Genomic DNA, 12815 nt, shown 5'->3' with positions numbered 1-12815 from the left:
GCCCGTATGATGCGGGCGTTGGGCACTTGGGCTGGCATTGTAACCCCGCGTCGATTCGTGCGTGAGACGAAAAATTACGGAACTTTCTGCCCAAAAAGCGGACGTTTGCCTCTCCTGCGAGCTATCAAAACGCGCAGGGTTCCCGAAAAGGTGGCACCGAACCCGGCCGAGGCATCGCCCCGGCCCCGGGATCAGTGGCCCAGACCGGCGCCGCGCAACGTCTGCTCGATGGCGCGGCCGACCGGGAACAGACGGGCATCGTCGCCCGCAGCACCGCTCACCATCAGGCCAATCGGCGCTTCTCCCGCCGCCTGACACGGCAGCGAGAACGCGCAGCCGTCGATCATATTGATCGCCGTGGGGTTGCGCAGCACCAGCGCATTGGTCGCCGTGAAGGTCTCGTCGCTGGCTTCCAGCGGGCCGATGGCCGGGGGCGTGAGCGGCACGGTCGGGCACAGCACAGCGTCGAAACTCTGCCAAACCGGGTTCGCTGCCCCGATGAGCGCGGCTCGCGCGGCGATCAGGTCGATATAGTCGGCGGCGCTCGCGGGCTCGCCCTTGCGAATGCGGACCAGCACGCGCGGGTCGTACCCATCGGCGCGCTCAGCCAGCAGCTTGCGATGCCATGCGAACGCTTCAATCGGCGAAAAACCGAAGCGGTTGATCGTCGGCAGCGTGTCGAAGGGGGCGAACGTGAATTCGACGAGCGTTGCGCCCGCTTTCGCCAGCGTGGCGAGTGCACGCTCATAGATGGCAAGGGCGGCCGGTTCTGCGCCGTCGAGCACATAGTTGGTCAGCACGCCAAAACGCATGCCCTTGAGCGAGCGCGGGGCCGAAGGCGCTTCAACGACCGGCTGACCCGACAGAATGGCGTCGACCCACGCGCAGCAGTCGACGGAGCGGCCGATCGGTCCGACCGAATCCAGCGTGGTCGACAGCGGCACGGCGCCATCGCGCGGCGTGCGCGAGGCCGTCGGCTTGAAGCCGGTCAGGCCGCAGAACGCCGACGGAATGCGGATCGAGCCGCCGGTGTCGGTGCCCAGACCGACGGCTGCCATGCCATCGGCCACGGACGCCGCAGCACCCGACGACGAGCCGCCAGCGACGTGGCCGGTCTCGCGCTGCCACGGCGAGCGCGGGGTGCCGTAGTGCGGGTTCAGACCCAGCCCGGAAAACGCGAACTCGGTCATATTGGTGCGCCCAACGATCACCGCACCCGCCTGACGCAGACGCGCCACAGCCGGGGCGTCGTGCGTGGCTGGTGCTGCGTCGGCGAGTACCGTGGACCCGGCGCGCGTGACTTGTCCGGCCACATCGAACAGATCTTTGACGGACACCGGCACGCCCATCAGCGGCGACAGACGCACGCCAGCGCGGCGCAGGGCGTCTGCGCCATCGGCGGCGGCGCGTGCGGCGTCGGCATCGACTTGCGTGAAGACGACGTTGCCTTGACCCGCCGGATCGGCAATGCGCGACAGCGCTTGCTCGGTCAGGGCACGGCTGGTGGTGCGGCCGCTGTCGAGGGCGGCGGCGAGTTCGGACAGGGGGCGTTTCAGATCGATGGCGTCGTGGCTCATGTTCAGATCGCTTTCAGAATATGGGTGCGGAATTCTTCGATATGCCGGGTAATCGCCCGGCGTGCGCGCTCGGCGTCGTGTGCCGCCAAGGCTTCATACAGTTCGAGATGCTCCTCGTACACGCCTTCCAGATGGCTCGGGGACGACAGCGCCAGAAACCAGAAGCGCAGCGAGCGCTCGTGCAGGCCGCGCAGCAACTCGGCCAACGTCTGGTTGCGCGAGGCGCGCGAGATGGCCAGATGGAAGTCCCGGTCGATGGCCATCATCTGCGCTACATCGCGCGACGCAATCGCCGCGCGCGATCGCGCCAGTACCGCTTCGATGGCCGCGAGGTCGCCCGGTGTCGCGGCGCGCGCGGCCAGTTCGACGCAGTAAGTCTCGTTGATCATGCGCACGTCGATGATTTCCAACGCGTCGTTGAGCGAGACCGGCGCGACCATCGCGCCCTTGCGCGGCAGGATCACGAGCAACCCTTCGAGCGCCAAACGGTGCATGGCCTGATGCACCGGCGTGCGCCCGAGCCCCGTCGACTGCATCAATTGCGCCTCGTTGAGCGTCTCGCCCGGCCGTAAGCGCAAGGTGATGATGTCGTGCTTGATCGCCTCGTAGGCGCGCTCGGTGAGACTGCGCCCGTCGGCGGGCGCAGCGGCAGGAGACAGGGAAACGTCGGGCGTGTGGTTGAGCATCGAATCGGGGGAAATCAGTCGGCGATCGCCAGCGCCTGCGTGGCGTAGCGGTGCCGGATGGCGCGGTCGAGGACCGGGTCGCGCAATTCGATCTCGAATGCCTCGCCGCCGGCCACACCGCCAATGGCAGCGAGTGTGCCACAGAACATCGCCGCGCCAATAGGCAAGCCGTTCGCGCCCAGTTTCGCCATCAATTCCTGCGGCGAAAGCAAGCCCGCCACCGTGCCTTCCTGATACAGGTGACGCTCGCCGCCGCGCGTGACCCACGAGCGCAGTTCCAACTGATCCCAGTGATCGGCCACGTCGGCGAAGCGCCACGCGGTGCGCGCGACGGGCTTGCCGCAAACCTGTTTCGATACGGTCACGCCATACGCTTCGACTTCCCGGTCGGTGTGGTCGGAACCCACGCTCACGAGCAATCCCGCCTCGCTTTGCACCAGCACGCATTCGGCTTCGCCGCTGCTGGTTTGGCCGACCACGTCGATGGCGTTGTCCTGCGAGAGCAAGGCCGGGGCCAATCGGTAAAAGCACGGCGTGGTCGACGGACGGCGCACGCCGAGCGCCGCCAACTCGGCAATGTGATGCTCGACGGCATCGCGATCGCGCCCGGCCCAGCCGGCGATGATCAACGAATCGACACGTACGTCGACCGACGAGGATGCGCCACCTTGCGGCACCCCAAACGACAAACGGGAACTCATGAAAACGCACTCCTGTGAAATTCAATTGATATTTGTGTGATATTTCACAGCGCGACGCGACAAAACGCAAGTAAAAAAATTTCATCGGAAGTGGCATACGACGGGAATTTTTTGTGAAGAGCCCCGTCAATCATGGGTTGCGCGCGTCTCCGCCCATCGCGTATATTGGGTCGGCGCGCGGTTTGTACCATGCTTTGCACCGTGCTTTGCGTATCGGATCGCGGTTCACTGCATTCGAACGGGGCATGCATCAAACCGGCGGTCCGGCGGAAAAATCCGCCAATGCGGCCGAGCGCAACGTCTATCAAGCCGGCGGGAAGTCAGCCGGCGTCCCACCTTTATCAAGCATCACGCCTTGTGTTGCCGCGGCGGCCTTCGGGTTGCAGCGCGGCGCGTGGGCGTCGTCAAGAACAGTAATACCGGCGAAACACGCCGCGGGGAGAACGTATCGGATGCATCACGCCATCGACTTCATTCAGGACCTGGCCGTCATCATGCTGCTGGCAGGCATCGTGACGGTCATCTTCAACCGGTTCCGGCAACCGGTCGTGCTCGGCTATATCGTGGCGGGCGTGATCATCGGCCCGTACACACCGCCGTTTGCCCTCATACACGACGAGAAGACGATCGGCATTCTGGCCGAACTCGGGGTCGTGTTCCTGATGTTCTCGCTGGGGCTGGAATTCAGTTTGCGCAAGCTCGCACGCGTGGGCGTGACGGCGTTCGTCGCCGCGTTGACTGAAATCGTGCTGATGCTCTGGATCGGTTACGAGATCGGCCGCTTCTTCGGCTGGAATGCGATGGACTCGATTTTCCTCGGGGCCATGCTCGCGATTTCGTCGACCACCATCATCGTGAAAGCACTCGACGAACTCGGCATGAAGAAGGAGCGCTTTGCGCAGCTCATCTTCGGTGTGCTGATCGTGGAAGACGTGCTCGCCATCGGCATGATCGCGCTGCTCTCGGGGATTGCCATCAGCGGCTCGGTCGATGCGGGCGAAGCGACGTTCACGCTGGGCAAACTGCTGCTGTTCATGGTCGTGTCGCTCGTCGTGGGCATTCTGCTCGTGCCGCGCATTCTTGGTTACGTGGCGAAGTTCAAGAGCGACGAAATGCTGCTCGTGGTGGTGCTCGGGCTGTGCTTCGGCTTCTGTCTGCTGGTCATTCAGATGGGCTACAGCGTGGCGCTCGGCGCGTTTCTCATCGGCGCGATCATGGCCGAGGCGCGGGAGTTGCACACCATCGAGCGGTTGGTGGCCCCCCTGCGCGACATGTTCAGCGCGATCTTCTTCGTGACCATCGGCTTGTTGCTCGACCCGCATGTGCTCACCACGTACATCGTGCCGATTCTGGTGATTACGGTGGCGGTGGTGGTCGGCAAGATCGTGTCGTGCGGACTGGGTGCGTTCATGTCGGGGCAGGACGGCCGCACGTCGATGCGCGTGGGCATGGGCCTGTCGCAGATCGGTGAGTTCTCGTTCATCATCGCCTCGCTGGGCCTGTCGCTGAAGGTGACGAGCGACTTTCTATACCCGATTGCCGTGGCCGTGTCGGTCATCACGACGCTGCTCACGCCGTATCTGATTCGTGGTGCCGACCCGTTCACTGGCTGGTTGGGCCGCGTGATGCCGGGGCGTTTGTCGTATGTGCTCGGGCAGTACACGCAGTGGCTGCAAAGCATTCAGCTTACGGGGGATAGCGCAGCCATCGTGGGAATCGTGCGGCGCATTGTGATGAGCGTGGCGATCAATTTGGCGCTCGTCGTGACGATTTTCCTCGGGGGCGCGTTCTTCTACCGCCGTCTGGCCGAACTGATGTCGCCGTGGGTGCGTGACCCAAGCCTGCAAAGCGCAGTGGTGTGGGGCGGGGCGCTGGTGTTGTCGCTGCCGTTCCTGATTGCGGTGTATCGCAAGCTCAAGTCGCTCTCGCTGCTGCTCGTCGAGTTGTCGGTGCCGCCTAGCCTGACCGGGCGCTACACACTGCAAGTGCGCCGCGTGGTCGCCGAGATTCTGCCGATTGCGGCGATGGTTGGGGTGATTCTGCTCGTGGCGGCGCTCTCGGCCAGCATTCTGCCGTCGACCGAGATGATCGTGCTGATCCTCGCCGGGACGGTGGTGCTGGCGATTGTGATGCGTAGCTGGTTCGTGCGTATGCACGCGAAGCTGCAAATCGCGCTCAAGGAAACGCTGGAGCATCAACCCGACGCCGATCAAGGCAACGGGCCGCATGGCGGTGGCGGGTCGTCGCACTAAATTGCCTTGTTACGGCGTGAAGCGTTTCGCGCCGTAACGATTGAACGGAATCGCTAACGAGAAAGCCCGCCGGGGGATCCCCTCCGGCGGGCTTTTTCATGTCGGCAACCGTGTGGGCGCTTACGCTTTTCGCGGCGGGAAATCGAAGATCAGGCAAGTGGTGGTCGCGTGAGCGTACAGCGTGCCGTCCGGTCCGACGATGCGGCCTTCGGCAATGCCCACTTGGCGGCCAACTTGAATCACTTTGCCTTCGGCGCGCACGAGCGGCACGTCGCGCGTGAGGGCGCGCACCATGTTCGTTTTGAGTTCCAGCGTGGTGTAGCTGCGCCCGGCGGGCAGCGTCGAGTGAATGGCGCACGCGACGCACGAATCGAGCAGCGTGGCGAACCAGCCGCCGTGGATCGAGCCGAGCGGGTTGTAGTACGGCAGCGCCGGCTTGCCCTGAAACACCGCGTGACCGTCGGCAATGTCCATGGCAATGAACCCGAGCGTCTCGCTGATCGGCGGCATGGGCAGCTTGCCCTCGAACATCGCCTGAAAGATCTCGTTGCCGGACAGGCCAATCACATCCGAGGGCGTCGCCACGCCATAGCGCGCCGGACCGTCGCGCTCGACGCGCGCCCGAACGGCGGCTTCGTCGGCTTCCCACTGGGCAAGTACCGCAGCGGCGTCGGCGTTGACGGGTTTCAGATGGGGGGCACTCTGCGTCATGACGTCTTCCTCGTAACTTTTATAATGATAGGCATGTCAGGCGATTATAGAAGCGCTTTCGCATGACCGTGTATCACCGCGTTAGAGGGAAATGTCGACGCAGGTTGGAGGGCGCGGGGAAGCCGCGCAGTGAGGGGCATCGTGTCGTGCAAGACCGCCGATGCCCATTCAATGCCGCTTATGCCGCTTGCGCCTGATCGCGACGGTATGTGGCCAACTCGTCGATCGTGAGGATCGGCAGGTTGTGCAACTCGGCGAAGCGCTCGATGTCGGCGCCGCGCGTCATGGTGCCATCCGGGTTCATCAATTCGCACAACACGGCGGCAGGCTTCAGACCGGCGAGCATCGCCAGATCGACCGAGCCTTCGGTGTGGCCGCGGCGCGTGAGCACGCCGCCCGGCTGGGCACGCAGCGGGAAGACATGGCCGGGGCGCGACAGATCGGACGGCTTGGCATCGTCGGCGATGGCGGCACGAATGGTCGTGACGCGATCGACGGCCGACACGCCGGTCGTGACACCCTGACGGGCTTCGATCGTCACCGTGAATGCGGTGCCATAGCGGCTCTGGTTCTGATCGACCATCGGCGGCAGATCGAGGCGGCGCAGCGTTTCGTCGGGCAAGCACAGGCAGACGATGCCGCTGCATTCGCGAATCAGCATGGCCATGGTGGCGGGCGTAATCTTCTCGGCGGCGATGATCAGATCGGCTTCGTTCTCGCGGTCGAGATCGTCCATGAGAATCACGGGACGGCCTTCGCGCATGGCGTCGAGCGCGGCGGCCAGGCGAACTTCGACCGGCGGCAAATTGGCGAATGCGGGGTAGTCCAGCAGATTGTCGTCGGCGTTGGCCGCGTGGTTTGCGGTAGCTGACGAGACTTGCGGTGCAGCTTGGGTATTGCGGGTAATGACGGACATGAAACGCTCCTCGCGTAAATAGATCGGGCGAAAAACGTTTCAGGGCATGCGAACGGACGTCGCCATGGGACGGCATCCCATGGAGCGCGGGTATCGACGCATCTTCTCTCATCCGGACTATGACCGTCGGCTCTGGCTTCGCACCAGATCTGCTGACCCTGCCGATGTTGCGAAAGCAACGGTGGCAAGCGCTCGCGGGCTCATGAGCGGGCAGCGCAAACTGCCTTTCTCACATACCGCCGGTGGGGACTTTCACCCCGCCCTGAAGACGTGTATGCCAATGGTGCGGTGTCTACGAAGCGTGACAACGACACCATCAGCGGGACAAAGCGTAGCACAAGGTGTGGGAACTCTGCTGGAGAGGCAGCAATGACGGTGCGGGAATGCGGGGAAGATGGCCCGTGAGGCCGGCGAGCCTCACGGTGTACGGCAACAACGGTGTTTAGCTGGCGCTTTTAACCGTATAGCCTGCGTCGACGATCGCTGCCGTGACTTCTTCGGCGGAGAGATCGCTATCGACATCGACGCGACCCGCGCCGAGATCCACGTTGACCTTTGCGTCGGCGTCGCGCTCGGTGATCGCACGCGTGACGGCCTTGACGCAGTGACCGCAGCTCATTCCTTCGACTTGCACTTGCATGGTGAACTCCTTGAGTGACAGTTGGGATGTTCCCGGGAGGGCGTGATTTCGGTGTCCCTTCCGACGTGAACCGATCATAGACCTTCCTATAACGGGAAGCTCAAGCGATTTTTCAGCGTATTCGTGTGTCACGTCAGACGGGGCCCAAACCTGCGCGGTTCCGGCGGCGCTATGGTGGAGCAATTGCAAATGAGCTTGCGCAATGCGCTTGACCTTCCTGTCATGGCAAGGTCTATGCTTCGAGACATGATAGGGCTCATGGAGTGACTCAAATGACGCAGAACTGGTCGGTTGGCATCGAAGGCATGACCTGCGCATCGTGTGTGACGCGTGTCGAGAAGGCATTGCGGCGCGTGCCCGGTGTGGCTAACGCGACGGTCAATCTCGCCACCGAGACGGCCGCTGTGGAGGCGGCGCCGGATGTGACGCCGTCGGCATTGCTTGGCGCCGTGCAGAGCGCGGTGAACGACGCTGGCTACGAAGTGGCCGGGCAGTCGTTCGAATTGGCGATCGGCGGCATGACGTGTGCGTCGTGCGTGGGGCGTGTCGAAAAGGCCCTGCGCGCAGTGCCCGGGGTGATCGAGGCGAGCGTTAACCTTGCGACCGAGAAAGCCAACGTGCGGGGTGTTCGCGGTGCCGTCGATAGCACGGTGTTGATCGCGGCAGTTCAGAAGGCGGGCTACGAAGCGACGCTGGTCACCGACCCGGCAGCCGAAGCGGTTTCGCACGAAGGCCCGGCATGGTGGCCGGTGGCTGTCGCGGCGGCGCTATCGCTGCCGCTGCTGTTGCCGATGCTGGTCGAGCCGTTCGGCGTGCATCTGATGCCGCCGCCGTGGGGGCAGTGGCTGCTTGCCACGCCGGTGCAGTTCTGGCTGGGCGCACGCTTCTACCGTGCGGGTTACAAGGCGGTGCGCGCGGGCAGCGGCAACATGGATTTGCTCGTGGCGCTCGGCACATCGGCCGCTTACGGCCTGAGTTTGTACGAATGGTGGCGCGCGCCTGCGGGCAGCATGCCGCACTTGTATTTCGAAGCGGCGGCGGTTGTCATCACACTGGTACTGCTTGGCAAATGGCTTGAGGCACGGGCTAAGCGCCGTACTGTCGAGGCGATTCGGGCGCTGGCGGCATTGCGCCCCGAAACGGCACGTGTGCTGCGTGACCCGCAGGGTGCGGCCAACGAAGTCACCGTGCCGCTCGCGCAAGTGGCCGTCGGCGATTGGGTGGTCGTGCGTGCTGGCGAGCGTTTGCCGGTGGACGGCGTGATTCGCGACGGCGCAAGCCAGCTCGATGAATCGCTGCTCACTGGCGAGCCGTTGCCGATCGACAAGAGCGCAGGAGATACCGTTGTCGGCGGTTCGATCAACGGTTCTGGAACGTTGCGTGTCGAGACGACGGCGATCGGCGCTGACACGGCACTGGCACGCATCATTCGGATGGTCGAAGACGCGCAGGCGGGCAAGGCACCGATTCAACGCGCAGTCGACCGGGTGGCGGCGGTGTTCGTGCCGGTGGTGGTGGTCATCGCTTTGATCACGCTGTTCGGTGGCTGGGCGTATGGCATCGGGTTCGAAGCCGCCATGCTCAATGCGGTGGCGGTGCTGGTGATCGCATGCCCGTGTGCGCTGGGGCTGGCCACGCCTGCGGCGATCATGGTGGGGACAGGTGCGGCGGCACGGCAGGGCATTCTGATCAAGGACGCTGAAGCGCTTGAACTGGCACATCGCGTGAACGTCGTCGCGTTCGACAAGACTGGCACGCTGACGGAAGGCAAGCCGCGTCTGGTCGCTTATTTGCCCGCTCAAGGTGTAGATGCGCAAACGCTGTTGCGCTGGACTGCGGCGGTGCAATCGGGAAGTTCGCATCCGTTGGCGAAGGCCGTGATTTCGGCGGCTGACGACGCAGGGCTTGCCGCGAACGTACCGGTCGTGACCGACATTGCCGCCTTGCCGGGGCGCGGTATGCGCGCGCGCATCACCGAGTCGGGCGCTTCGCATGCGCTGCAACTGGGTAACGCGCGCTTGTTGGACGAATTGAACGTGTCGCAAGGCGAGCTGGCACAAGAGGCTGCGCGACTGGCCAGCGAAGGGCGCACCGTGTCGTGGCTCGTGGATGGCGGTGATGGTGCCAGCGTTGGCAACGGTGAGTCGGGTGCCGCGCCTAATGCTCAAGGCGGCGAGTCTCTCCGGCTGCTGGGGCTGCTGGCGTTCGGCGACACGGTGAAGGCATCGGCGCGCGAGGCCGTGGCGCGACTGCAAGCGATGGGTGTTCGCACGGTCATGGTGACCGGCGACAACGCAGGCAGCGCCAACGCGGTGGCGGCGGCCCTTGGGCTGGATGCAGTGCACGCCGACGTGCTGCCGGAACACAAGGCCGAGGTGATTGCGCAACTCAAACGCGACGGCGCGGTCGTAGCCATGGTCGGTGACGGCATCAACGATGCCCCGGCACTTGCGGCCGCCGACGTGGGCATCGCCATGGGGTCTGGGACGGACGTTGCCATGCAAACCGCAGGTATTACGCTCATGCGAGGCGATCCGCTGCGGGTGGCCGACGCGATCGACGTGTCGCGCCGCACGTGGTCAAAGATTCGGCAAAACCTGTTCTGGGCCTTCGCTTACAACGTCGTTGGCATTCCGCTGGCAGCCTTCGGACTGCTCAGCCCGGTGATTGCCGGTGCCGCCATGGCGCTTAGCAGCGTGAGCGTGGTGAGCAACGCGCTGCTGCTGCGCCGCTGGCGTCCGGCGGGTGTTGTGAGCGGTGCGTCCAGCGCGAGTGGTGAAGGGGCGCCGGGGCAGGCTGCACGGGCGGTTCCGGGCGATTTGCCCGGGCACACGTCTAACGGCGCATAATGAATTGACCGAGGGCGACGCATTTGAGGTTCACGCCCGATGCGCCGCTTAAATTCCAAAGCATCTTGAAATTCGCCGAAAGAGACATCATCTTTTGATATCGTCTGTCTTCCGGCACGGAGGTTATGCTGCCGAATATGAATAGTCTGCATATCGCGAGTTACAACATCCACAAGGGCTTTTCCGCTTTCAATCGACTGCGGGTGCACGAGTTGCGCGCCGGGCTGGAAGGGCTCGCACCGGATCTCGTCTTCCTTCAGGAGGTGCAGGGGCTGCATCAGCGCCACGCCTCACGCCACAGCAACTGGCCGGTTCAGCCGCAGCACGAATTTTTGGCGAACGGCATTTGGCACGATCACGCCTACGGGCGCAACGTGGTGTACGAGCACGGCCACCACGGCAACGCGATTCTGAGCCGTTATCCGATCGTCAGATCGGACAATCACGACATCACCACCTATAGTTTTGAAAAGCGCGGCATGCTGCACTGTGAAATCGCGGTGCCGGGTTTGCGCCAGCCGCTGCATTGCCTGTGTGTGCATTTGTCGTTGGCGGGGCCTGGTCGGCGTCGGCAATTCGACATGTTGGCTGAGCGGGTGGCGGACGCGATTCCGAAGGACGCACCGCTGATTATTGCTGGCGACTTCAACGATTGGAGTAATCAGGCAGACCGGTTGCTCGCAGAGAAGCTGGCGCTCACCGAGGTGTTTCAGAACAGTGTGGGCCGGCCGGCCCGTAGTTTTCCGAGCGGTTTACCGCTTTTACGACTTGACCGCATTTACTCACGCGGCTTTGATATCGAAGGGGCGCAGGTGTTGCACGGCCGCCCCTGGTCGAGAATCTCCGATCACTCGCCCATCAGCGCCCGGCTTATGCCGTCGGACGATGAGAAGTCGGCGATGAATGGTGCTTTCACCCCGTCGTTCAACCCTCGTTCCCCCCAGTGAGGCAGCTATGAACATCGGACAAGCGGCGCAGGCCAGCGGTGTTACGGCCAAGATGATCCGGTACTACGAAAGTATTGGCCTGATGCCTCCGAGCCCCCGCTCCGACGCCGGTTACCGGCGTTATGGCGAGCAAGACCTGCATCTGCTGCGCTTCATTCGGCAGTCACGTCGGCTGGGTTTCGGCATCGATCAGATACGTCAGTTGCTCGCGCTCTGGCAGGACCGCGGCCGTTCCAGCGCGCAGGTCAAGGCGCTTGCTCAGTCGCACGTCGACGAACTCAATCAACGCATTGGGGAATTAGTCGCCATGCGCGACACGCTCTCCCATCTAGCCGTGCATTGCCATGGCGATGACCGCCCCGATTGCCCGATTCTCGAAGGGATCGCCGCTGCCACGCTTACACCGTCGAGCGCGTCGTCGGCAGCCGGGGCGGGTGCGACGAGTGCGACGAGTGCGACGAGTGCGATGGGGGGCACCGCGACAGCGGCCCCAGCCAACACGGGCTCAGTGAGTGTCCCTGCGCAGCAGGCGGCGGCGGCAGAGGCGGTTTCCGGCGCGCCAGCCAGCAATTCCGGCAAAGACGGCGACACGCAGGCCTGCCACGTGCCGCAAGGGTAAGAGGCACCAAGCCGGTGGACGCACCGCGCTCGAAAATCCAGCATGATGCGCCGCAACAGCGGCGCTTTTTTTGATCTATTGTTTTTTGATTGGCCTCTGCGACGCACTGCCGCAGGCGATGTTGTGGTGCGCCAACAAAAATATATCTATTTGATTTTTAAGTTGTTTTATTGGAATTGACTGTATTCGAAGTGTTTCTCTAGCAGATTTGGTGTGCTTTTCACAGATCAGGGCTAACCCTTTACGGGAAAACCCTATATAATGCGAAGCACTGCTGCGATGCAGCACACTAAATGAATTGGAGAAACGTCATGTTTGCCGCCCTGTTTGAAGTCGTGAACACTTGGTTTGAAACTGCTGAACGCCGTCGTCGTGAAGCGTTCCTGGCTGAGTCGAAGGACATCGTTGAATTGGAACAACGTATCCGCTCGCTCGAAACTGCCGGTTACTAAGTAGTTAGTTAGCAGTTAGTAAGCAGTCGATAAGCACTAAAGCAGTCCCCCGGAAGCACGGTCGTCGCTGGCGCAATCAGGCTAGTCGATCGTCACATAGGGCGATTCCCGTCATCACTGCGATGACGTGCGACGGCGCCCCAGCCGTGAATCCGGATGCCTCGTCCCGCTGTGTTGGGACTGGCTCGCACAAAAGCCCGCCGTTTGGCGGGCTTTGTCGTTTACGCCGACTCGTCCTCATCCGCCGCCCTCATCTCCCACCGTCGTCGCCCACCTTCATCTCCCGGCATCGCTCCCCCGTCCCGTGATCTCCGCCGTACGTTACCAACGTATCAAACTCAACGTTCCGATGAACGTTACCCCGGTTTTTGCCCGAAATGCACGTATTGCCTGACCTCCCATAAATCACAGGCTCCCAGCGTGGCATTTTTGTAATTGATAACAATAATAATTCTCATTAAACTT

General features: G+C 63.0%; 11 protein-coding genes, 1 pseudogene and 1 riboswitch. Of the genes and pseudogenes, 6 read left to right on the top strand and 6 right to left on the bottom strand.

Translation table 11 applies throughout. The annotated features are described in order from the left end of the window. Positions 1–191: 191 nt before the first annotated feature. From PPN31114_RS21020 to PPN31114_RS21010, 3 genes are read right to left on the bottom strand one after another with little or no spacing between them, the layout of a single operon-like run. Complete coding sequence (locus PPN31114_RS21020; protein ID WP_150681457.1) at positions 192–1577, bottom strand: amidase; 1386 nt, start codon at positions 1575–1577, stop codon at positions 192–194. Between the two features lie 2 nt (positions 1578–1579). Further along, positions 1580–2263: a GntR family transcriptional regulator gene (locus PPN31114_RS21015; protein ID WP_150681456.1), complete on the bottom strand. Its 684-nt coding sequence runs from the start codon at positions 2261–2263 to the stop codon at positions 1580–1582. A gap of 14 nt (positions 2264–2277) precedes the next feature. Next, positions 2278–2964 carry a DUF2848 domain-containing protein gene (locus tag PPN31114_RS21010; RefSeq protein WP_150681455.1) on the bottom strand — a complete coding sequence of 229 codons (687 nt, stop codon included), beginning with the start codon at positions 2962–2964 and terminating at the stop codon, positions 2278–2280. 452 nt (positions 2965–3416) lie between these two features. Between PPN31114_RS21010 and PPN31114_RS21005 the strand changes: the two genes are divergently transcribed. After that, positions 3417–5216, top strand: coding sequence for a cation:proton antiporter (locus PPN31114_RS21005; protein WP_150681454.1), 1800 nt, complete (start codon positions 3417–3419; stop codon positions 5214–5216). A 120-nt stretch (positions 5217–5336) separates the two neighbouring features. Here the strand turns inward: PPN31114_RS21005 and PPN31114_RS21000 are convergent, their stop codons facing one another. The 3 genes from PPN31114_RS21000 to PPN31114_RS20990 form a co-directional block, all read right to left on the bottom strand. After that, positions 5337–5927 carry a PaaI family thioesterase gene (locus PPN31114_RS21000; RefSeq protein WP_150681453.1) on the bottom strand — a complete coding sequence of 197 codons (591 nt, stop codon included), beginning with the start codon at positions 5925–5927 and terminating at the stop codon, positions 5337–5339. 178 nt (positions 5928–6105) lie between these two features. Then, positions 6106–6843, bottom strand: coding sequence for a 3,4-dihydroxy-2-butanone-4-phosphate synthase (ribB, locus tag PPN31114_RS20995; protein ID WP_150681452.1), 738 nt, complete (start codon positions 6841–6843; stop codon positions 6106–6108). Between the two features lie 96 nt (positions 6844–6939). Then, positions 6940–7117, bottom strand: a riboswitch (FMN riboswitch). A 168-nt stretch (positions 7118–7285) separates the two neighbouring features. After that, on the bottom strand, positions 7286–7483 hold the full coding sequence (locus PPN31114_RS20990; RefSeq protein WP_150681451.1) for a heavy-metal-associated domain-containing protein: 198 nt from the start codon (positions 7481–7483) through the stop codon (positions 7286–7288). A gap of 272 nt (positions 7484–7755) precedes the next feature. Between PPN31114_RS20990 and PPN31114_RS20985 the strand changes: the two genes are divergently transcribed. The 5 genes and pseudogenes from PPN31114_RS20985 to PPN31114_RS20970 all read left to right on the top strand — a co-directional run bounded on the left by PPN31114_RS20985 (position 7756) and on the right by PPN31114_RS20970 (position 12350). Then, on the top strand, positions 7756–10332 hold the full coding sequence (locus tag PPN31114_RS20985) for a heavy metal translocating P-type ATPase (RefSeq protein ID WP_150681450.1): 2577 nt from the start codon (positions 7756–7758) through the stop codon (positions 10330–10332). A 125-nt stretch (positions 10333–10457) separates the two neighbouring features. After that, on the top strand, positions 10458–11279 hold the full coding sequence (locus PPN31114_RS20980) for an endonuclease/exonuclease/phosphatase family protein (RefSeq protein ID WP_217426973.1): 822 nt from the start codon (positions 10458–10460) through the stop codon (positions 11277–11279). A 7-nt stretch (positions 11280–11286) separates the two neighbouring features. Further along, positions 11287–11685 (top strand): annotated as a pseudogene (cueR, locus tag PPN31114_RS26465) (Cu(I)-responsive transcriptional regulator); the annotation flags it as partial. A 255-nt stretch (positions 11686–11940) separates the two neighbouring features. Beyond that, positions 11941–12078: a hypothetical protein gene (locus PPN31114_RS26235; RefSeq protein ID WP_174988315.1), complete on the top strand. Its 138-nt coding sequence runs from the start codon at positions 11941–11943 to the stop codon at positions 12076–12078. A gap of 131 nt (positions 12079–12209) precedes the next feature. After that, positions 12210–12350, top strand: a complete 141-nt coding sequence (locus PPN31114_RS20970) for a DUF3563 family protein (protein WP_150681448.1) — start codon at positions 12210–12212, stop codon at positions 12348–12350. Positions 12351–12815 lie beyond the last annotated feature (465 nt).

This window comes from Pandoraea pneumonica (assembly GCF_902459645.1).
Taxonomy (GTDB): Bacteria; Pseudomonadota; Gammaproteobacteria; order Burkholderiales; family Burkholderiaceae; genus Pandoraea; species Pandoraea pneumonica.
The sequence above is the reverse complement of the archived record's forward strand: the minus strand, read 5'-3'. Positions and strand labels throughout refer to the sequence as shown.